The organism is Janthinobacterium sp. GW821-FHT03C10, assembly GCF_059420865.1.
In genome coordinates, this window is record NZ_JBWKUN010000006.1 from 315,478 (window position 1) to 335,682 (window position 20,205).

Annotated in this window: 14 protein-coding genes and 2 tRNA genes; 9 read left to right on the top strand and 7 right to left on the bottom strand. The window is 65.0% G+C overall.

The window, feature by feature from the left end; all coding sequences use genetic code 11:
• The first annotated feature begins 236 nt into the window (after nucleotides 1-236).
• From AC07VH_RS21180 to AC07VH_RS21220, 9 genes are all read left to right on the top strand, one after another.
• Nucleotides 237-313, top strand: a tRNA-Met gene (locus tag AC07VH_RS21180).
• A 59-nt stretch (nucleotides 314-372) separates the two neighbouring features.
• A tRNA-Met gene (locus AC07VH_RS21185) sits at nucleotides 373-449 on the top strand.
• A gap of 181 nt (nucleotides 450-630) precedes the next feature.
• The gene (locus AC07VH_RS21190; protein ID WP_494787897.1) at nucleotides 631-1,158 is read left to right on the top strand and encodes a sigma-70 family RNA polymerase sigma factor; all 528 of its coding nucleotides are present in this window, start codon (nucleotides 631-633) and stop codon (nucleotides 1,156-1,158) included.
• Nucleotides 1,155-2,159, top strand: a complete 1,005-nt coding sequence (locus tag AC07VH_RS21195) for a FecR family protein (protein ID WP_494787898.1) — start codon at nucleotides 1,155-1,157, stop codon at nucleotides 2,157-2,159. The genes AC07VH_RS21190 and AC07VH_RS21195 overlap by 4 nt, the downstream gene beginning before the upstream one ends.
• A 73-nt stretch (nucleotides 2,160-2,232) precedes the next feature.
• Nucleotides 2,233-4,707 (top strand): TonB-dependent siderophore receptor, encoded by a 2,475-nt coding sequence (locus AC07VH_RS21200; RefSeq protein WP_494787899.1) that lies wholly within the window; start codon nucleotides 2,233-2,235, stop codon nucleotides 4,705-4,707.
• Nucleotides 4,708-4,868: 161 nt separating this feature from the next.
• Nucleotides 4,869-5,888: a LacI family DNA-binding transcriptional regulator gene (locus AC07VH_RS21205; protein WP_070310452.1), complete on the top strand. Its 1,020-nt coding sequence runs from the start codon at nucleotides 4,869-4,871 to the stop codon at nucleotides 5,886-5,888.
• A gap of 240 nt (nucleotides 5,889-6,128) precedes the next feature.
• A complete protein-coding gene (locus AC07VH_RS21210; RefSeq protein WP_494787900.1) occupies nucleotides 6,129-7,529 on the top strand; it encodes an alkaline phosphatase family protein in 1,401 nt (466 codons plus the stop codon).
• A gap of 78 nt (nucleotides 7,530-7,607) precedes the next feature.
• Nucleotides 7,608-9,218: a histidine-type phosphatase gene (locus AC07VH_RS21215; RefSeq protein ID WP_494787901.1), complete on the top strand. Its 1,611-nt coding sequence runs from the start codon at nucleotides 7,608-7,610 to the stop codon at nucleotides 9,216-9,218.
• Between the two features lie 96 nt (nucleotides 9,219-9,314).
• Complete coding sequence (locus AC07VH_RS21220; RefSeq protein ID WP_494787902.1) at nucleotides 9,315-10,901, top strand: histidine-type phosphatase; 1,587 nt, start codon at nucleotides 9,315-9,317, stop codon at nucleotides 10,899-10,901.
• A 30-nt stretch (nucleotides 10,902-10,931) separates the two neighbouring features.
• Here the strand turns inward: AC07VH_RS21220 and AC07VH_RS21225 are convergent, their stop codons facing one another.
• From AC07VH_RS21225 to AC07VH_RS21255, 7 genes are all read right to left on the bottom strand, one after another.
• Nucleotides 10,932-12,431 carry a CoA-acylating methylmalonate-semialdehyde dehydrogenase gene (locus AC07VH_RS21225; protein ID WP_494787903.1) on the bottom strand — a complete coding sequence of 500 codons (1,500 nt, stop codon included), beginning with the start codon at nucleotides 12,429-12,431 and terminating at the stop codon, nucleotides 10,932-10,934.
• Between the two features lie 12 nt (nucleotides 12,432-12,443).
• Entirely contained in the window at nucleotides 12,444-13,241 is a 798-nt protein-coding gene (iolB, locus tag AC07VH_RS21230; protein WP_494787904.1) for a 5-deoxy-glucuronate isomerase, read from the bottom strand.
• The gene (iolE, locus tag AC07VH_RS21235; RefSeq protein ID WP_494787905.1) at nucleotides 13,238-14,152 is read right to left on the bottom strand and encodes a myo-inosose-2 dehydratase; all 915 of its coding nucleotides are present in this window, start codon (nucleotides 14,150-14,152) and stop codon (nucleotides 13,238-13,240) included. The genes iolB and iolE overlap by 4 nt, the downstream gene beginning before the upstream one ends.
• A 1-nt stretch (nucleotide 14,153) precedes the next feature.
• Nucleotides 14,154-15,986, bottom strand: coding sequence for a 3D-(3,5/4)-trihydroxycyclohexane-1,2-dione acylhydrolase (decyclizing) (gene iolD, locus AC07VH_RS21240; protein WP_494803974.1), 1,833 nt, complete (start codon nucleotides 15,984-15,986; stop codon nucleotides 14,154-14,156).
• Entirely contained in the window at nucleotides 15,983-17,929 is a 1,947-nt protein-coding gene (locus AC07VH_RS21245) for a bifunctional 5-dehydro-2-deoxygluconokinase/5-dehydro-2-deoxyphosphogluconate aldolase (protein ID WP_494789145.1), read from the bottom strand. The genes iolD and AC07VH_RS21245 overlap by 4 nt, the downstream gene beginning before the upstream one ends.
• Nucleotides 17,930-17,941: 12 nt before the next feature.
• Nucleotides 17,942-18,931, bottom strand: a complete 990-nt coding sequence (gene iolG / locus AC07VH_RS21250) for an inositol 2-dehydrogenase (protein ID WP_494789146.1) — start codon at nucleotides 18,929-18,931, stop codon at nucleotides 17,942-17,944.
• A gap of 70 nt (nucleotides 18,932-19,001) precedes the next feature.
• A complete protein-coding gene (locus tag AC07VH_RS21255; RefSeq protein WP_494789147.1) occupies nucleotides 19,002-20,096 on the bottom strand; it encodes a porin in 1,095 nt (364 codons plus the stop codon).
• Nucleotides 20,097-20,205: the final 109 nt, after the last annotated feature.

Genomic DNA, 20,205 nt, shown 5'->3' on the forward strand with positions numbered 1-20,205 from the left:
GACATAAGCGTCGCCACACAACAACTGGCCAAGCGCTAGGCTCGACTTAGGCTGCGCTCGATGCCGGAACGCATCGTCATCGATTGCCTGGGAACTGATCCGGCCTCGGTCATGCTGGCGCAGATCCAGCCCTTGATAAAGTAACCATGTCCGCTGCCCAGGCCAAAAAATCCGCACATTTTTTTGTGCCGGCATTGACAAGGAAATCGGAAGACTGGATAATGCTCGGCTGTTGGGGTGATATAGCTCAGTTGGTTAGAGCACAGCATTCATAATGCTGGGGTCGGTGGTTCAAGTCCACCTATCACCACCAAAGAACATCGATCAGGTTTTCCCTGGTCAAAACCAGCATCCGGTCTGACCGGTCTGTTTGGTGATATAGCTCAGTTGGTTAGAGCACAGCATTCATAATGCTGGGGTCGGTGGTTCAAGTCCACCTATCACCACCAAGAATTTGCAGCATTGATGAACCCGCCCTGCCCCGTGCAGCGGCGGGTTTTTTCATTTCCGGTTACCGCGCATGCGGCCTGCGCGCAACACCCGCCCCCCTCCGCATGCAATCGGGGATTGTGGCGAGACGCCTCTGCCGCTTACAATGAGAATAATTCTCATTTATATTATTCATTCCCCATGTCCGCCATCCAGTCCAGCCTGCAACAGCAAGTGCAGTCGCTCTACAGCGAGCATCATGGCTGGCTGGTGGGCTGGCTGCGCAAGAAACTCAGCTGCCCGCATGGCGCGGCCGACGTGGCGCAAGACACGTTCGTGCGCATCATCGCTTCGCGGGATGCCCTGTTCGCCATGCGCGAACCGCGCGCCTATCTATCCACCACGGCGAAGCGCTTGCTGCTCGACCGCGCGCGCCGGCAGGTACTCGAGCGCAGCTACCTGGCGGAACTGGCCCTGCTGGCCGACAGCCTGCCCGGCGCGCCCTCGCCGGACGAGATCCTGATGGCCGTGCAGGCGCTCGGGCAGATCGCCACGGCGCTGGACGGATTGTCCGCCAGGGCGCGCGACGCCTTCTTGCTGCATTATCTGGAAGAACTGCCGCAGGCCGCCGTCGCCGCGCAGCTGAACGTCTCCACGCGCATGGTGCAAAAATACCTGGTGCAAGCCTTGCTGGCCTGCCGCCACGCCTGCCCGGCCATGGCGGCATGAAGGGCGCGCGCACCGACGCGGCAGCCGAACAGGCCGCGCAGTGGATCGTGCGCCTGAGCGCCGACGACCCGGCCGAGCGCGAACAGGCGCGCTCCGGCTTCGCCGCATGGAAGGCGGCCGATCCGCTGCACGCGAACGCAGCGGCCGGCATGGAAAACCTGCTGCGCCAGTTGCACGCCGTGCGCGAGCCCGCCGGCGGCGACCACCGCCCCGCGCGCGCCGCCCTGGCCGCCATCGCCCCCGATCGTCCCCGCCAGCGCCTGCGCCAGCTGGCCGCCGCCGGCACCGTCGCCATGCTGGCCATCGGCACCGCCATGCTGGCCAGCGAGCGCCCCGCCTACCTGCTGGCCGACCTGCGCAGCCCATCGGGACAATGGCAGTCGCATACCCTGGCCGACGGCAGCCGGATCACCCTGGCCGGCGACAGCGCCGTCAACGTGCGCTTTACTGCGGGCGAGCGGCACCTGGAGCTGGTGCGTGGCGACATCCTCGTCGACGTGGCCAAGGATGCGCAGCGCCCCTTCATCGTCGACAGCAGGCAGGCGGCGATCCGCGCGCTGGGTACGCGCTTTAGCGTGCGCAGGGAGGACGGCGCCACCATCCTGAACATGCTGGAATCGACAGTATCGGCGCAGGTGCCGCAACATCCGGCCGTCGTGGTGCGGGCGGGCCAGCGCGCGCGCATCACGGACGATGGCGTGGGACCGCTAACAACCATCGATGCGGCCAGCGTGCAGCAGGCGTGGCGCGCGCGCCAGCTGGTGGTCGACGACCAGCCATTGGCCGAGGTGCTCGACGAGCTGGCGCGCCACCGTCCCGGCCAGCTGCATTACGACCGCGCGCAGATCGCTGGCATCCGCGTGGCGGCCGTGCTGCCGCTGGACGACACGGACAAGGCGCTGCAGCTGTTGATTGACAATTTCCCGCAACTGCGCATCCGCATGCTGACGCGCTACCTGGTGATGGTCGACGCGCCAAGCACTGGCACCGCAAAAAAATAATTTGCCACGCAGGTTCGTGTTGGCGCATCTCGTGCGTCAAGGCAGCTGAGATCAATCAAAAAAGGCTGTCACCATGTCCGCTCAAGTCGTTGCCGTTTCATCCCCGAACACCCTGCGCACGCATCTGCGCCCCCTGGCCCTGGCGGCCATGCTGCTCGCTGGCGCCGGCATGCACGTCCAGGCCACCGCCCAGGCCGCGCCGGCGGTCGCCAGCTACGCCATCCCCGCCGGTCCGCTGGCGGGCGCCCTGAACCGCTATGCGCAGCAGGCGGGCGTATCCATCGTCATCGACGCCGCCAAGGTGCAGGGGCTGCAGACGGCGGGCCTGCAAGGCAGCTACGCCATCGACGACGGTTTCGCCGTGCTGCTGCGCGGCAGCGGCTACGCCATCGGCAAGACGTCCACCGGCTATGTGCTGGTGGCCGCGCCGGCGTCCGCACCCACGGCGGCGGCCAATGCCGCCTCGGCGGCCGAGCGCACCATGCCCTCGATTACCATCGTCGGCCAGGCCGAACAAGGCGCCACCACGGAAGGCAGCGGCTCCTATACGGCGCGCAGAATCACCCTCGGCAAGGGCGAGCAATCGATGAAGGACATGCCGCAATCGGTCAGCGTGCTGACGCGCCAGCGCCTGGACGACCAGGGCATCACGGACTTGCGCGAAGCCGTCAACAACGTCACCGGCGTGGTCGGCGTGCATGGCGTGGGCCCGGGCGTGGTCATCACGGCGCGCGGCTTCCAGATCGACCAGTGGCAATACGACGGCGTGCCGATCGACCGCAACACCTATGCGCTGGGTAACTGGGGCCAGGAAAACATGGTGATCTACGACCGCATGGAAGTGCTGCGCGGCGCTTCCAGCATGCTCGTTGGCACGGGCAGCCCCGGCGGTTCCGTCAACCTGGTGCGCAAGCGCCCGCTGGCCACACGCGCGATCACGCTGACGGGGCGCGCCGGTTCCTGGGACCACTATGGCGCCCAGGTCGACATCAGCACGCCCCTGAACGCGGCAGGCACCCTGCGTGGACGCGCCATCGTCGATGAAGACGACAGCCACTCCTTCATCGATCAGGTGTGGAGCAAGAACCGCACCCTGTATGCAACGCTCGACTACGACCTGGCGCCCGCCACCACCGTGGGCCTGGCCGCCAGCCACGTCAAGGCCCACGGCCGCCCCACGTTCATCGGCCTGCCCCGCTACGTTGACGGCAGCGCACTGCCGCTGCCGCGCTCCACCTTCACGGGTGCCGACTGGAACCGCAGCCTGGTGGAACAGAGCACCGTCTACCTGGACCTGGAACACCACTTCAATACGCAATGGAGCCTGAAGGCCTCGGCGCTGGGCATGAATGAAAGCACCAGCTCCACGCACCAGCGCACGGCCTTCGCCATCAAACCCGACGGCAGCGGCGCGCGCTATGGCGACTTTTCCACCGATTTCGACAACCGCAAGCGCGGCATCGACGCTTTCGTGCGCGGCAAGTTCGACGGCCTGGGCATCGCGCAGGAAGTCGTCGTCGGCGCCAGCTATGTCAGCATGACGTCGAACGACCGCTATGCGCGCGCGTGGGAAACGGGCGCGGATATCTTCAACATCAAGCACCATCGCCCGTGGCAGGACTTCGACAGCATCGCCGCGCGCGGCGTGAGCAGCTACAGCACCTACGACATGCGCCAGAAAGGGCTGTACGCCACCTGGAACGGCCAGCTGACGGGCAAGCTGAAAGCCCTGCTGGGCGGGCGCTTCAGCTGGTACGACTTCTTGTATGCCACGCCGGACGGCTACCGCGACGCCACCCGCGCCACGGCCAAGTTCACGCCATCGGTAGGGCTGATCTATGCTTTGACGCCGCAATGGTCGGCCTATGCCAGCTATGCGGACGTGTTCCAGCCGCAGACGAACCACGACGTGGCGGGCCGCACCCTCAAGCCGATCACGGGCAGCAGCTACGAGGGCGGCATCAAGGGGGAACTGGTGGATGGCAAGGTCAACACTTCGCTGGCCGTGTTCCGCTATGACCACAAGGACCGCGCCGTCACCGACTACGCTGCCGGTTTCGCCTGCGACGGCTGGTACTGCTCGCGCGCCTCGGGCAAGGTGCGCAGCCAAGGCCTGGAAGCGGAAGTGTCGGGCGAAGTGGCGCGCGGCCTGCAGCTGTCGGCCGGCTATGCCTACACGACGACGACCTACCTCAATGATCCGGACAACAAGGGCCAGGTCTTTTCCACGTGGACGCCGAAGCACATGCTGCGCCTTTGGTCGAGCTATACCCTGCCCGGTGCGTGGGACAAGTTCAGCGTGGGCGCCGGCACCAGCCTGCAAAGCCATACGGTCGATACCGAACGCACGTTCAAGGTTGCCGGTTTCTCGATCTGGAATGCACGCCTGGGCTGGCAAGCCACGCCGCAAGTGGCCCTGTCGGTCAACGTCAACAATCTGTTCGACAAGCGCTACATCATCCCGGCCTACAACACCACCGGGTCGAACAACTATTATGGCGACCCGCGCAACGTGCAGTTCACCCTGAAGTACACGCCGAAGTGGTAGGACGATTGAAAAGCTGAGGGCCGGCACGCCGGCCGCGCCGCGTGACTGATAGTGCCACCGGCATTCAGTTCGCGCCGCGGCCGGGATTTTCGGCTAAGATGATGGCGCGGCGTTGCGCCGCACCGCATCGTGCATCGGCCTCTCAATCATCTACACCGTCAATGGAACAAAAAGACAAGTCCTGGGTCACTTCGGTGGACGTCGCCAAACGGGCCGGCGTCTCGCGCTCCGCCGTCTCGCGCACATTCACGCCCGGCGCCAGCGTGGCGCCCGAAACGCGGGCCCGCGTGATGGAAGCGGCGCAGTCGCTGGGCTACCAGGTCAACATCCTGGCGCGCAGCATGAACCAGGGCCAGAGCAACCTGGTGGGCGTCGTCATCACGGGCTTCACGGACCCATTCCGCGTGGCCCTGCTGGGCGAAGTCACGCGCAGCCTGAGCGAACATGCGCTGGTGCCGCTGCTGATGAATGCGGAAGATCCCGAACGCCTCAGCGAATTGCTGCGCATCCTCCTCAGCTACAAGATTTCCGGCGTCATCATGACGTCCGGCTCGCCGCCGTCCGCCGTGGCGACGGAATACCTGCAGCGGCAAGTGCCGGTGGCCATGATCAACCGCGCGCGCGACCTGAAGGGCGTGGACGTGGTCAACAGCGACAATCGCCATGGCGGCGAACTGGCGGCCAGCACCCTGCTCGACAGCGGCGCCAAACGGCTGGCCTTCGTCAATACGCGCGCCAGCAGTTTCAGCGGCATCGCGCGCGGCAAGGCCTTCCTCGACCACCTGGCGCCGGCCGTGGCGAAGAAGCGCTGCACGGCCGGCGAATACCTGGCCGACGCCATCGGCTACCAGGCGGGCCAGGAAGCGGCCGACGCCCTGCTCGCCTCGGGCAAGCTGCCCGACGGCGTCTTTTGCGCCACCGACCTGATCGCCTGCGGCTTCATCGACGCGGCGCGCAGCAAGTACGGCATCGACGTGCCGGCGCAATTGCAGGTGATCGGCTTCGACGACATTCCCATGGCGGCGCTCGACGCCTACCAGCTGACCACCATCCGCCAGGATGCGGGCGAACTGGCGCGCCGCGCCGTCAAGAGCCTGGTCGAGCGCATGGAAAAATTCGCCATGCCGGGCCGCCTGAAGGAAGTCCCCGTCACCCTGGTGCGGCGCGGCACGACGCGCTAAGCGATTCAATACGGCAGATGGCGCAACGCCGTCTGCCCGCCCCCACCGCCCCGCAGCGCCCGCCGTTCCCCGTTTCCCACACTTTTTCATCCTCCGCCTGTACTTGTTGACATCGAAAAAAATCCGGGTTACTGTTTGCACACGTGTACTGCACACGTGTGCAATTTCTTCAAAAAGCCTGTTCTGGCCACACCACTAAAAAAAGCGCCCCGTCCACGGAGGCGTATCAAGGAGACCGTTATGTTGAACCACGTTCTAAGAATCGCCCTGTTCGGCGCCGGGGCCATCGGCCTGGCGGCCTGCACCACCCCCGCCGGCATGCAGCACAATACGGCTGCCAGTGCCGCCGCCGATCCGAAGCTGGCGAAGATCGGCCAGATCGTCGTCGTGTACATGGAAAACCGCAGCTTCGACCACCTGTTCGGCACCTTCCCCGGCGCCGACGGCATCGCCAATGGCCGCTCGCCGGACACCACCACGCAGACCGGTCCCGACGGCAAGCCGTATGCGATGCTGCCCGCCGTGGCGCTCGACAAGGGCGGCCTGGACCAGCGCTTCAAGGGCGACATCGCCAACGCGCCCTTCCACATGGAGCCGAGCGTGTCGCTGGGCGACAAGACGGCCAGTCCCGTGCACGCGTTCTGGACGCACAAGCGCCAGATCAACGACGGCAAGAATGACCGCTTCGTCGTCGAGGGCAATACGGGCGCCCTGCCGATGGGCTATTTCGACGGCAGCAAGCTCAAACTGTGGGCCCTGGCGCAGCGCTACACCCTGGCCGACCGCTTCTTCCAGTCCGCCTATGGCGGCTCCTTCCTCAACCACATGTGGCTGACCTGCGCCTGCACGCCCGTGTTCCCGAACGCGCCCAAGTCCATCGTCGCCCAGGATGAGCGCGGCACGGGCCACAAGAAGGGCGAGGAAGCGGAAGTGACGCAGGACGGCTACGCCGTCAACACCATGCAGGGTCCGCTGCTGTTCGACCCGACCAAGAAGCAGACCTTTTTACCGCCGCAAACCATGCCCACCATCGGCGACCGCCTGACGGACAAGGGCATCTCGTGGGTCTATTATGCGGACGGCTACGACATCGCCGTCGCCTCGACCAAGTCGGGCAAGAAGGCCGACGACTTCTCGTATCACCACCAGCCGTTCACCTACTTCAAGCGCTTCATCGACAGCCCGCAGCAGCGCGCCACGCACCTGAAGGACCGCTCCGACTTGATCGCCGACGTCCAGGCGGGCAAGCTGCCGCCCGTCTCGTTCTACAAACCCATGGGCAAGAAGAACATGCATCCGGGGATGGATAAATCGAGCGTGGCAGCCGGCGATGACGAGGGCGTGGCCATCATCAGCGCCATCATGGAAGGGCCGCAATGGAAGGACACCGTCATCATCGTCACCACCGATGAAAACGGCGGATTCTGGGACCACGTGGCGCCGCCCAAAGGCGACCGCTTCGGCCCGGCCACGCGCATCCCTGCCCTCGTCATCTCGCCGTTCAGCGAAGGCGGGCATATCGACCATACCGAATATGAAACCGTGTCGATCCTGAAGTTCATCGAGGAGCGCCATGGGCTGGCGCCATTGAGCGAGCGCGATGCGCACGCCAACAGCCTGGCCAAAGCCCTCAAGCTGTAACGCCCCCTCCTGCCTGTCTACCCTGGGTGCGCCGTCCTGCGCGGCGCGCCCGGGCAACTCACATCCAAAGGAAACGCCATGCTGCACGCACGCCATCTTCCCCTGTCCATCCTGATGCTCTCCCTGGCCGCCTGTGGCGGCGGCGAGACAACGCCGCCGGTAACGCCGCCGGTGACGCCCCCTGTGACGCCGCCGCCCGCCACCTACTACCAGACCAAGACGCCGTACACGCCGCAGCAGGACGCGGCCACGTATGAAGCGGCGCCGGCCGGCTACGCGCCCGTGTTCACCGAACTGGTGGCGCGCCACGGCTCGCGCGGCCTGTCGAGCATGAAGTACGACGCCGCCTTCTACAACGTCTGGCAAAGGGCCGCCGCCGACGATGCGCTCACGCCGCTGGGGCAAAAGCTGGGCGCCGACATCCTGAAACTGATGAAGGCCAACGCGCTGCTCGGCTACGGCGTGGACGGCATCACGGCGCCCGGCTACGGCAACCTGTCGCAGACGGGCATCAATGAGCACAAGCAGCTGGCCGTGCGCATGCTGGCGCGCCTGCCCGCCCTGTTCACGCAACTGGGCGCGAACGCCGCCAGCGCGCCGCGCCAGATCGTCACCGTCAGTTCCGGCGTGGACCGCGCCAAGGACAGCGCCGCGTATTTTGCGCAGTCGCTGGCCGCCACGGCACCCAACGTCGCGCCGCTGATTACCCTGCCGCCCGCGCCCGCCGGCTACCCGGCCGGCAAGCCCGTGGCGCAGCCAGCTGGCACCAACCGCTTCCTGCTGTATGCGCACAAGCTGGTGCCCAAGACGGACCTGGTCACCGATGCCCTCGACGGCTACTACCAGACCTACCAGGACAGCCAGGCTTACCAGGCCTACCTGGAAAGCCCGGCTTTCCTGGCCAAGTACTCGGCCATCGACACGGATGCCACGGCGCGCACCCTGGGACGCGAAGTGCTGGAGCGGCTGTTCACCAAGGCCTTCGTCGACAAGATCGACAACGGCACCTACCGCTTCGCCAATACGGGCACCTACAGTTTCACCAGCGACGACGGCAAATTCACCAACACCGTCACGGGCGACGGCGGCACCACCATCAAGGGCCTGGCCGATGCAGCTTCCGTGCTGTACAACCTGTACGCCATCATGGCCGGCATGACGAATGAGGTCAAAGCCGACTTCGTGCAGTACATGCCGTCGGACGCGGCCAAGTACCAGGCCTTCGTGCAGGATTACCAAGATTTCTACAACAAGGGTCCCGGCACCACGGAAAGCGCCGGCGTCACCTGGAACTACGTGCGCGCGCTGCGCGACGACTTCTTCACGGAAGTGGACGCCATCGCGCGCGGCGACCTGTCGCACGGCGCCAAGCTGCGCTTCACGCATGCGGAAGCCATCATCCCGCTGGCCACGGCCATGGGCCTGAAGACCGTCGTCGGCGCGCTGCCGGCGGCGCAGACCTACAGCTATGACAACAGCAGCTGGCGCGGCCTGTACGTGGCACCGATGGCGGCCAACATGCAGTGGGACGTGTACCGCGACGCCAGCGGCAATGTGCTGGTAAAAATGCTGTACAACGAAAAGGAAACGGATTTCCAGGCCGCCTGCGATGGCGCCCGCCATGCGGCCGGCAGCCATTTCTATGTGTATGCAAAGCTGAAGACCTGCTACGGCCACGTGGCGCAGTAAGCGGGAAGCGTGGGCGGGCCGGCTCCCAGCCGTGCCCGCCTGTTTGGCGTTTGATGCTAGGCTTGCGCCCAGGAACTCATCACGTCACGGACCCCCATGCCTCCATCGCCTCCCCTGGCCAGCATCCCGCTGGCCCTGGCCCTCGCCATGTGCGCCGGTCCCACGCTGGCCGCCGAAGGCCATTACCAGACCAAGACGCCGTATGCGCCGCAGCAGGACCCGGCCACCTATGCCGCGCCGCCGGCCGGCTTCCGGCCCATCTTCACGCAGCTGGCGGCGCGCCACGGTTCGCGCGGGCTCACCAGCATGAAGAACGACGCGGCCCTGTATGCGATGTGGCAGCAGGCCGCCGCGCAGGATGCGCTCACGCCCCTGGGCCGCGAACTCGGTCCCGACATCCTGTCCCTGATGCGGGCCAATGCCTTGCTCGGCCATGGCGTGGCCGGCATCGAGCGGCCCGGCTACGGCAATCTGTCGCAGACGGGTATCGACGAGCATCGGCAGCTGGCCGTGCGCATGCTGGCGCGCCTGCCCACCCTGTTCGCGCAGGTGGGCCAGGACGCGGCGACGGCGCCGCGCCAGCTCGTCACCATCCATTCCGGCGTGGACCGCGCGCGCGACAGCGCACGCTTTTTCACGCAGTCGCTGCTCGAGCACGCGCCCGCGCTGACGCCCCTGTTGTACCTGCCGCCCGCGCCGGCGCCGTATCCGCAGGGACGCAAGCCCAGGGTGCAGCCGGTACTGCAGCCCGATGGGGTCAACCGCTTCCTGCTGTACGCGCACAAGCTGGCGCCGCAGACGGACCGCGTCACCGATCCGGCCAACCCGTATTACGCCACCTATGCCGCCAGCCAGGCCTACCAGTATTATGAAAGAACCAAACAGCTGGATGCGCTGATGGGCACTCCGGCCAGGCTGCCTGCGGCGACCGCACATGCGCGCCACGTGCTCGAACGGCTGTTTTCTCCCGCCTTCCTCGACCAGTTTGAAGGCGGCCGCGCCAGCTATGCGGACACGGGCAGCTACACCTTCACCAGCGACGACGGCAAGCTCACGCGCACCATGACGGGCAGCGGCAAGACCGTCATCCGCAGCCTGAATGCGGCCGCGACAAAACTGTATGAGCTGTATGCGATCGCCGCCGGCATGCGGCATGAAGTGCCGGCCGATTTCAGCCGCTACATGCCCGCCGAGGACGCGCGCTACTACGCCTATGTCGCCGACCACGAGGATTTTTACCAGAAGGGACCGGCCACCACGGAAAGCAGCGGCGTGACCTGGCGCTTCGCGCTGGCCTTGCGCGACGATTTTTTCAATGAGGTCGATGCGCTGGCCAGGGGAGATGTGCGCCACGCGGCCAAGCTGCGCTTCACGCACGCCGAGATGATCATTCCGCTCGCTTCGGCCATGGGCTTGCAGCAGGCGCTGGCCCCCTTGCCTGCATCGCTCAGCTACAGTTATGCAGACAATCCATGGCGCGGCCAGAGCGTCTCGCCGCTGGCGGCCAATATGCAATGGGATGTGTACCGCAACGACGCAGGGCAGCTCATCGTGCGCCTGCTGTACAACGAAAAGGAAACGGACTTCCAGGCCGCTTGCGACGGCGCCCGCATCGCGCCGGGCAGCGTCTTCTACGACTATGCCAAACTGAAAACCTGCTACGGACACGTGGCGGCGCGCTGACGCGCTGATACTGCGCGCCGCCAGCGCGCTTTACTTCAAGGTCGGCATGGCAAACTCGGCCCCGGCAGCCGTCGAGGCCGGCCAGCGCTGCGTCACGGCCTTCTGCTTGGTGTAGAAACGCACCGATTCCGGCCCGTGCGCATGGTGGTCGCCGAACAGGCTGCGCTTCCAGCCGCCGAAGCTGTGGAAGGCCATCGGCACGGGGATCGGCACGTTCACGCCGACCATGCCGACCTGCACCCGGTGCGTGTATTCGCGCGCCGTGTTGCCGTCGCGCGTGTAGATGGCCGTGCCGTTGCCGTATTCATGCGCATTGACGAGGTCCAGCGCGGTGGCAAAATCGGGCACGCGCACGATGCACAGCACGGGACCAAAGATTTCTTCCTTGTAGATCGTCATCTCGGGCGTGACGTGGTCGAACAGGCTGCCGCCGAGGAAAAAGCCGCGCTCATGGCCGGGCAGGACGAAGCCGCGCCCATCGGCCACCAGCTTCGCGCCTTCCTTGACGCCCGTGGCGATATAGCCGGCGATCTTGTCCTTGTGCACCTGCGTCACCACGGGGCCCATCTCGGCCGCTAGGTCCATGCCCTGCGTGATCTTTAACGCCGCGATGCGCGGCACCAGCGCTTCCACCAATTGATCCGCCACATTGCCGACCGCCACGACGACGGAAATGGCCATGCAGCGCTCGCCGGCCGAGCCAAACGCGGCGCCCATCAGGGCGTCCACCGTCTGCGGGATATCCGCGTCGGGCATGACGACCATGTGGTTTTTCGCGCCACCCAGCGCCTGCACGCGCTTGCCCTGCGCGCAGCCCGTCGCATAGATATATTCGGCAATCGGCGTGGAACCGACGAAGCTGACGGCGCGCACGTCCGGGTGGTGCAGCAAGCCGTCGACGGCTTCCTTGTCGCCTTGCAGCACATTGAAGACGCCGTCGGGCAAGCCCGCGTCGGTCAGCAGCTGCGCCAAGAGCAGGCTGGCCGACGGGTCGCGTTCCGACGGTTTTAATACGAAGGTATTGCCGCAGGCAATGGCCATCGGGAACATCCACATCGGCACCATCACGGGAAAGTTGAACGGCGTGATGCCGACACACACGCCGAGCGCCTGGCGGATCGACCAGGCATCGATGCCGCCGGCCACCTGCTCCGAATACTCTCCCTTCATCATCTGCGGGATGCCGCAGGCAAACTCCACCACTTCGATGCCGCGCGTCACTTCCCCTTTCGCATCCGTGAAGACCTTGCCGTGCTCGGCCGTGATCAGGGCCGCCAGCTGGTCGGAATGTTCTTCCAGCAACTCTTTAAATTTGAACATGACGCGGGCGCGGCGCAGCGGCGAGGTTTGCGACCAGGCGGGAAACGCCGCATGGGCGGCGGCCACGGCCGCGTTCAGCTCGGCAGGCGTGGCCAGCGCCACCTTGGCCGTCACGGCGCCCGTGGCAGGATTAAACACGTCGCTCGTGCGCTCGGTGCGCGAAGCCATCGGGTTGCCACCAATAAAGTGGCCGATCTGTTGCGTTGTCATCTTGAATCCTTGTTATTTGGTAGGCATCAGCCAGTCGTGGGCCGGGTCGTTTTTAAAGTGCCAGACCCGCTTGGGGCCGGCCATCACGTTCAGGTAATAGCCGTCATAGCCATACGGCACGGTGACGGGGTGATAGCCCCTGGGCACCATCACCACGTCGTGGTTTTCCACGGCCATGGCTTCGTCGATGGAACGGTCATCCGTATAGACGCGCTGGTAGGCAAAGCCCTGCTCCGGATTCAGGCGGTGGTAATAGGTTTCTTCCAGCGAACTTTCGGTTGGAATATTGTCGCTGTCGTGCTTGTGCGGCGGATAGCTCGATGAATGGCCGGACGGCGTGACGACTTCCACCACCAGCAAGCCGTCCGCGGCTTCCGTCTGCGGCAGGATGTCGCACACATAACGCGTGTTGGCGCCCTGGCCGCGCACGGAGCGCGTCATGCTGGCCGGCTCGATCAGGCGCGCCGGACGGTGGGTCGTGGCCGGCGCGCTGCACAGGGCGACCTCGGCGGCGCTCACGGCCGTGATGCTGACCGTGGTTTCCAGCGGCACGTACACGGCATAGGGTGAGACGTCCTCGAAGACGCTGGCGCGCTTGCCGATGGCTTCCCAAGTTTGATCGCCCGCCCGCACCGTGACCGTGCCCGTCAGCACGACGAGGCACAGTTCGCGGCGGCCCGTCTCCAGCGTCAAGACCTCGCCGGCCGCCAGGCGGTGGGCAGCAAAGCCCACGTGCGTCCAGCCGGCGGATGCGGGCGTGACCTCGACGATGGTCTGTCCCTGCCCCGCTTTCACCAGCAGCGGGCTCATGCCGCCTCCCGGCCCAGTCGGGGGATGGCATCGACCAGGCGCGCCAGGTAATCGTGGCCCATCTTCGCGTATGCGTAGCTGGGTGCGACGGCCGGGTCTTGCTCCGCTTCCACCACCAGCCAGCCCTCGTAGCCGTGCAGATACAAGCGCGTCAGGATGGCCGGAAAGTCGATGCAGCCGTCGCCCGGCACGCTGAAAGCGCCATTGATGACGGCCTGCAAAAAACTCCAGTGGCCGTTGCGGGCAAGTTTCACCACATTCGGGCGCACGTCCTTGCAATGCACGTGGCAAATGCGATCGATATGTTTGTTGAGCACCGCCAGCGCATCGCCGCCGGCAAAGGTGATGTGACCCGTGTCGAACAGCAAGCCGACCTCGGGTCCCGTCAGGGCCATCAATTGGTCCACGTCGGCCGGCGTTTCCACATAGGCGCCCATGTGATGGTGATAGGCCAGGCGCACGCCGTGGGCCAGCAAATGGGCGGCAAAGGCCGTCAACTTGTCGGCGTAGTCCTGCCATTGCTGCTGCGACTGGAAACGCGGGCGTTTATACAAGGGACGCGCTTCGCCCTGGATGGCGTCGGCCACTTCGCCGTACACCATGACGGTGGCGCCGCTGTCGGCAAGCAAGCGCAAATGCGATGCGACGGAGGCGATCTCTTCTTCCACAGACCGATGGGCCAGCCGGCCCGAATACCAGCCGGAGACGCAGGCGAGATTGTATTTGCCCAGTACGGCGTTCAGGGCCGGGGCATCTTTCGGAAACTTGTTGCCCAGTTCAAAACCCACGTAGCCGATCTCGGCGCCTTCCTTCAGGGCCGTCGCCAAAGGCGTCTCGCCGCCCAGGCTCGGCAAATCGTCGTTCATCCACGAGATCGGATTGATGCCGATGCGTACATTCCATGTAGTCATTTCAATTCCTTTGTTTCAGGCGATCGTTTTCATAACGGGTACGCGCAGCTTGCACGCCGGGCTGGGTGGAGACCTCGGGCACGGCCACTTCCCACCAGCAGCCGCCCTCCTGCGTCGTGCGCGTGTCGTCCGTGTCGATGCAGATCAGATACGTGCGCGAAGCTGCCCGGGCACGCAGCATGGCCTGTTCCAGTTCGGCAATCGAGCCCACATGTTCGGACAGCGCGCCCAAGGATTGCGCATGCAGGGCGAAGTCGATGCGGGGGGCGCTGTCGGGCAGCATATTGTTGAACGAAGCATTGCCGCAGGCCTGCTGCAGGCGGTTGATGCAACCATAGCCCCGGTTGTCGAGCACGACGATGATGAGTTTTTTGTCCAGCATGACGGAGGTGGCGATTTCCGAATTCATCATCAGATAGCTGCCGTCGCCCACCATGACGATGACTTCCGAGTCAGGCTTGGCCATCTTGACGCCGAGGCCGCCGGCGATTTCATAGCCCATGCACGAATAGCCGTATTCCATGTGATAGCCGCCCGGCGTGCTTGTCCGCCACAGCTTGTGCAGCTCGGCCGGCAGAGTCCCTGCCGCGCAGACGACGATGTCGCGGGTGGTGGAGTCAAGTGAAGAGCGCTGCACGGCGCCGATGACTTCGCCGTCGTACGGTAAGCCGGCCACTTCCCGCTTGCCGGTGATCGCCAGCAAGGTGGCGCGCCAGGCATGCGCTTCCTGCTGCGCCCGCTCCTGCCACTGGCCCGCGCTGTGCCAGCCATCCAGCCGCCGCGACAGTCCCTGCAAGCCAAGCGTCGCGTCCGCCTGTACACCCAGGCCCCGGCGTTTCAGCGCGTCAAAACTGTTGACGTTCAGGCTGAGCAGCTGCGCCTGCGCAAACAGGGAGTTCGATCCTGTCGTGAAATCCTGCAGGCGCGTGCCGACGGCCAGCACCACGTCCGCGTCCGCCGCCAGCGCATTCGCGGCGGGCGAACCGGTGACGCCGATGGCGCCCAGCTGCAAGGGATGGTCCCAGGGCAAGCTGCTCTTGCCGGCCTGGGTTTCCGCCACGGGAATGCCATGCCGTTCGGCAAACGCCTGCAGGGCGGCGCCGGCCTGGCCGTACAGCACGCCGCCGCCGGCGACGATCAGTGGCTGTTTCGCGTTTTTCAATAGCAACGCGGCCTCTTCCAGCTCCTGCTCGACGGGCGGCACGGCGCGGAAACGCACGGTCCTCGGCGCAAAGAATGCTTCCGGGTAGTCATACGCCATCGTCTGCACGTCTTGCGGCAGAGACAAGGTCACGGGGCCGCAAGCGGCCGGGTCCGTCAAGGCGGCAATGGCGCGCGGCAAGGCCGTGAGCAATTGCTCCGGATAGACGATGCGGTCGAAATAGCGTGATAAAGGTTTAAAAGCGTCATTCACCGAAACGCTGCCGTCAGAAGCATCTTCCAGCTGCTGCAATACGGGGTCCGGCGCGCGCGAGACGAACACGTCGCCGGGCAGCAAGAGCACGGGCAAACGGTTGACGTGCGCCAGCGCGGCGGCCGTCAGCAGGTTGGTGGCGCCGGGGCCGATGGAAGTGGTGACGGCCATCATGCGCCGGCGCATGTGCGCTTTCGCGTAGGCGATGGCCGAGTGCGCCATCGCCTGTTCATTGTGGGCGCGGTAGGTGGGGAACACATCCTGGTACTGGTACAGCGCTTCGCCCAGGCCCGCCACGTTGCCGTGGCCAAAGATGGCGAAGGCGCCGCCAAACAAAGGTTCGCCCTGTTCCGTGCGCAGTGCCGACAAGTAGCGCACCAGCGCCTGCGCCATGGTCAGGCGGATCGTGGTGGTCTTCATGCTGCACGCTCCAGGCGATTGCGCGTGCGCTGCCACAGACCAATCAGCTGCTCGAAGTTGGCGCGCACGGCGGCGATCAGGCCCGTATCGTCGAGTTCGCCGGCCAGCCAGCGGCGGCTCGGTTCCTGAAAGATGGTGCGGCCCACCATGAAACCCTTGCAGGTGGTGCTGGCACTGGCTTGTTCGAAACTGGCGGCCAGGGCGGCGATGGGCGCGTTCAGGCCCAGCAAGACGACGCCACGGCAATACGGATCGCGTTCATGCACGAGGGCATCGATGGCTTGCCATTGCTGGGCCGACATGCTTTCCAGCTTCCACCATTCGGGGTAGATGCCGAGGTTGTACAGGCGTTTCACCGCGCGATACACGGTATCGTCGTGCTGGGGCAAGGACTTGGCAGGAATAATTTCCAGCAGCAATTCATGGCCCGTGATTTGCGCGGCATCGTACAAGCCCTTGATTTGCGCTTCCTGTTCCAGCCGGTTTTCCGGCGTATCGTCGGGATGCAGCTGCACCAGGCACTTGATCACGTGTTCCTTCGGCCACTGCGTCAAGCGCGATGCCAGCGAACGGCCCCAGTCGAATTGCAAGGGATTCGAGCCCGGCATCTCGACCGGACGGCCTATCCACCAGCCGCGCCCCGTCGCATCGTTGAGCGCGTCGACGCCATAGCGGTCATCGATCAGCACGCCCGTGCCGCCCTGCAAGCCGCGTGCCGCTTCCGTCTGGCCCACGGCTTGCACGAACAGTTGCTTGAGCTGTGAAATCCGCGCTTCGTCGCTCACGCCCTGCTGGGCCAGCTCAAAGAATTGCGTGCGGTGATCGAACGCGAACACGCACAACTCATTCCATTGTTTGCGCGCCACCGTCGTGCGGTGCAGACGCGCCAGGGTGGCGTCCTGGTCCGGCTGCGTCAGTTTGGCCGCATTGGTCAGGAAATAGTCGAGCTCGACGGGCGACGGCATGGCCGGCGCGCAGCCGTGGCGCGACACGACGAGGGCGCCGCAGCCGTTCGCGTAGCGGCAGCACGCCTCGTAATCCTCGCCGCGCAGCCAGCCCTTCAGGAAGCCCGACAGGAAGGCGTCACCCGCGCCGAGCACGTTCAAGACTTCCACGCGCACGCCCTGATAGTTGAACGCCTCATCGAGACCGGCAGGAATGGCCACCTCGATGACGGCGCAGCCCAGCGGTCCGCGCTTGACCACCAGGGTTGCACCGCTCACCTTGCGCACGGCGCGCAAGCTGGCCATGATGTCGGTGCCGCCGCCGGCGATCATGAATTCCTCTTCCGTGCCGACGATCAGGTCGAACTGCGGCAGGATCGCCTGCAGGTGGCGGGTCACGCCTTCGTTCGAGACGAAACGCGTTTCGCCGTCCGCCTTGCCGGACAAGCCCCACAGCACGGGCCGGTAATCGATGTCGAGCACGGTGCGCACCTTGTTGGCGCGGGCCAGCTGCAATGCCTGCGTGCTGACGGCGTGCATGGCGCTGGTCGAGAAATGCGTGCCGGTGATTAATAAGGCTTTGCTCGATGCAATGAAGGCCGCATCCACCGACGCCAAGTCGATAGCCATGTCGGCGCAATTTTCACGGTAAAAAATCAGCGGAAAGGTGTGCTTGTCCTTGATACCCAGCATCACCAGGGCCGTGAGACGCTCGCGGTCGATGCCGATGTGGCTGACGTCGCAGCCCTCCTTCGCCAAGGTCTCCGTCAAGAAGCGGCCCATGTGGTCGTCGCCCACCTTCGACAGCATGGCCGATTTCAAGCCCAGGCGGGCCGTGCCGAAGGCGATATTCGCCGACGAGCCGCCCAGGTACTTGGCAAAGCTCGTCGCGTCTTCCAGGGTGCTGCCGATCTGCTGCGCGTACAGGTCCACCGCCAGGCGGCCCAGGCAGATCACGTCGAGCGCGCGGCCCTGGGCAAATTCAGTCGTATTCTTCATGGCATTGTTTCCTTATGACAGTTGCACGATGCGCTGCTCGCGCCACGACACGGTGGCCGCTTCGGCCAGTTCCAGGGCTTTCAAGCCATCGTGGACGGTGGTGCGCAGCGCTGCGCCATGGGCAAAGGCGTCGAAAAAGTGCGCCATTTCGCTGGCGTAGGCGGCGCGGTAGCGTTCCAGGAAAAAGTCTTCCGGCTTGTCCACGCTGACGTTCACGGCGCCATAGGCCGTCACTTCCGTCGGCTTGTGGTTGCCCGCCTGCAGCATGCCGGCGCTGCCCAGCACTTCGAAACGCTGGTCGTAGCCGTAGGCGGCGCGGCGCGTCGTGTTGATCTGGCACAAACGTCCCTTCGCCGTGCGGAGGGTGACGGCCGTGCAGTCGAGATCGCCCGCCGCGCCGATGGCCGGATCGACGAGGCAGCTGCCCGTGGCGTGCACGCTGACGGCTTCATCGTCGAGTATCCAGCGGAAGATGTCGAAATCGTGGATCAGCATATCCTTGAAGATGCCGCCCGACACCTGGATGTAGCTGACGGGCGGCGGGCCCGGATCGCGGCTGGTGACGATGAGCATCTCCGGCGTGCCGATCTCGCCCGCTGCGATGCGCTGCTTGACGGCGGCAAACGTGGGGTCGTAGCGGCGCTGGAAGCCGATCATGCACAGCACGCCCGCGTCCTTGACGGCGGCGGCGGCGGCGCGCGCGCGCTCCAAGGTCAGGTCGACGGGCTTTTCGCAAAAGATGGCCTTGCCGGCGGCGGCCGCGCGCACGATCAGGTCCGCATGCGTATCCGTGCTCGACGCGATCAGCACAGCCTTGACTTCCGGGTCGGCCAGCACAGTGTCCACGCTGGCGACGCTGGCGCCATGCAGGGCCGCCACTTCCGCCGCCGCGCCCGCATGCACGTCGACCACGTATTTCAGGCGCACGCCGGGCTGGCGTACCAGATTGCCGGCGTGAATGCGGCCGATGCGCCCGGCGCCGAACAATGCCACTTGAATCATTTCCATCTCCTTGATAGTCGGTATCGCTTGACCCGGAAATGCACACGTGTGCAAATCCGGGCTAAAAAAGTTAAAACAGGTGGATGACGCCCAGCATTACACCGCTGAGCTTGGCACCCTTCTTGGTGGCGGCGAAGGCATTGCCGCCAAACGTGTAGTTGGCGTTCTTGTCGTTATTCGTTTGCGTGTAATAGGCATACACGGTACTGCGCTTGGACAAGTAATACTCGTAGCCCAGGGTCGCCTGCTTGGCGCCGCTGTCGTCGCCGCGTACCAGGGTGGTGGCCTTGATGGTCACGCTGCTGCCGTTGGGCGCGCTGCCCGACACGTCGCCTGCCACGCCGAAACGGCCGATGAAGGCACCGCCGCCCGCCTTGTAGGCGCCCGTGATGGTGAAGTAGTCGCGCTGCAAGTCGCCGCCCGCCACGTCATACACCATGCGGTTCCAGGCCACGCCCACGTCGCCGCCGCCGAAGTTGTAATTGCCCACGGCGCGGTACATCTTTTCGCTGAAGCCGGGACGCAAGTCCTTGTGCTTTTCATAGCCGACGGCGCCTTTGACAGGGCCGTTTGCGTATTGCACGATGCCCGAATAGATGCGGTCGCCGTTCGATGCCTCGTTTTCGCTGGCGCGGTAAATCGTGGCGCTGAATCCCTGTACCACGGGCGTGCGATAGCTGACGGCATTCGCACTGCGGCGGTTGAAGCCTTCGCCGCCCAGCTGCGAAATGTTGGCGTCATCCTGGATGCCTTCGCCCACGAAACGGTTGGTGTAGCCGTTGATCTGGCGGATCGGCGTGGCGAAGCGGCCCAGCGCGATGCGGCCATAGGCGGGGTTTTCCAGCCCGACAAAGGTATCCTTGCTATTGATGGCGCCCGTGCCATCGTCGAGCTTGGCATTGCCTTCGATCTGGAAGAAGGCCGTGTTGCCATTGCCCAAGTCTTCACGTCCACGGAAACCGATCTTCGAGGAATTGTCCGATACGCGCGACACCGACTCGCCATTCGGCGCCGTGGCCGAGCTCGACGTTTCGATGCGGTCGAAGCCCGCGTGGATGCGGCCGTACACGACGACGCTCGATTCGGCCAGCACGCAGCCTGGTGCGACCAGCAACAATACGGCGGCGATCTTGTTCAACTGCATGGTGTTCATCCCGTTTTTCATTTTGTCTCCTGCTTGTTTTTATGGTGGTGGATTACTCATGATGCTCGACAGCGTGTTGCCACTACATGCGTCCCTCGCCGGACGCCTGCCCTCCCTTTCCAATACCTGC

Excerpts from the sequence above, each read along its gene's own strand:
- AC07VH_RS21220 (WP_494787902.1), top strand. The coding sequence starts at position 9,315 with ATGCCTCCATCGCCTCCCCTGGCCAGCATCCCGCTGGCCCTGGCCCTC.
- AC07VH_RS21205 (WP_070310452.1), top strand. The coding sequence starts at position 4,869 with ATGGAACAAAAAGACAAGTCCTGGGTCACTTCGGTGGACGTCGCCAAA.
- AC07VH_RS21200 (WP_494787899.1), top strand. The coding sequence starts at position 2,233 with ATGTCCGCTCAAGTCGTTGCCGTTTCATCCCCGAACACCCTGCGCACG.
- iolD (WP_494803974.1), bottom strand. The coding sequence starts at position 15,986 with ATGAAGACCACCACGATCCGCCTGACCATGGCGCAGGCGCTGGTGCGC.
- AC07VH_RS21225 (WP_494787903.1), bottom strand. The coding sequence starts at position 12,431 with ATGACAACGCAACAGATCGGCCACTTTATTGGTGGCAACCCGATGGCT.
- AC07VH_RS21255 (WP_494789147.1), bottom strand. The coding sequence starts at position 20,096 with ATGAAAAACGGGATGAACACCATGCAGTTGAACAAGATCGCCGCCGTA.
- AC07VH_RS21210 (WP_494787900.1), top strand. The coding sequence starts at position 6,129 with ATGTTGAACCACGTTCTAAGAATCGCCCTGTTCGGCGCCGGGGCCATC.
- AC07VH_RS21245 (WP_494789145.1), bottom strand. The coding sequence starts at position 17,929 with ATGAAGAATACGACTGAATTTGCCCAGGGCCGCGCGCTCGACGTGATC.
- iolG (WP_494789146.1), bottom strand. The coding sequence starts at position 18,931 with ATGATTCAAGTGGCATTGTTCGGCGCCGGGCGCATCGGCCGCATTCAC.
- iolB (WP_494787904.1), bottom strand. The coding sequence starts at position 13,241 with ATGAGCCCGCTGCTGGTGAAAGCGGGGCAGGGACAGACCATCGTCGAG.
- AC07VH_RS21215 (WP_494787901.1), top strand. The coding sequence starts at position 7,608 with ATGCTGCACGCACGCCATCTTCCCCTGTCCATCCTGATGCTCTCCCTG.
- iolE (WP_494787905.1), bottom strand. The coding sequence starts at position 14,152 with ATGACTACATGGAATGTACGCATCGGCATCAATCCGATCTCGTGGATG.
- AC07VH_RS21190 (WP_494787897.1), top strand. The coding sequence starts at position 631 with ATGTCCGCCATCCAGTCCAGCCTGCAACAGCAAGTGCAGTCGCTCTAC.
- AC07VH_RS21195 (WP_494787898.1), top strand. The coding sequence starts at position 1,155 with ATGAAGGGCGCGCGCACCGACGCGGCAGCCGAACAGGCCGCGCAGTGG.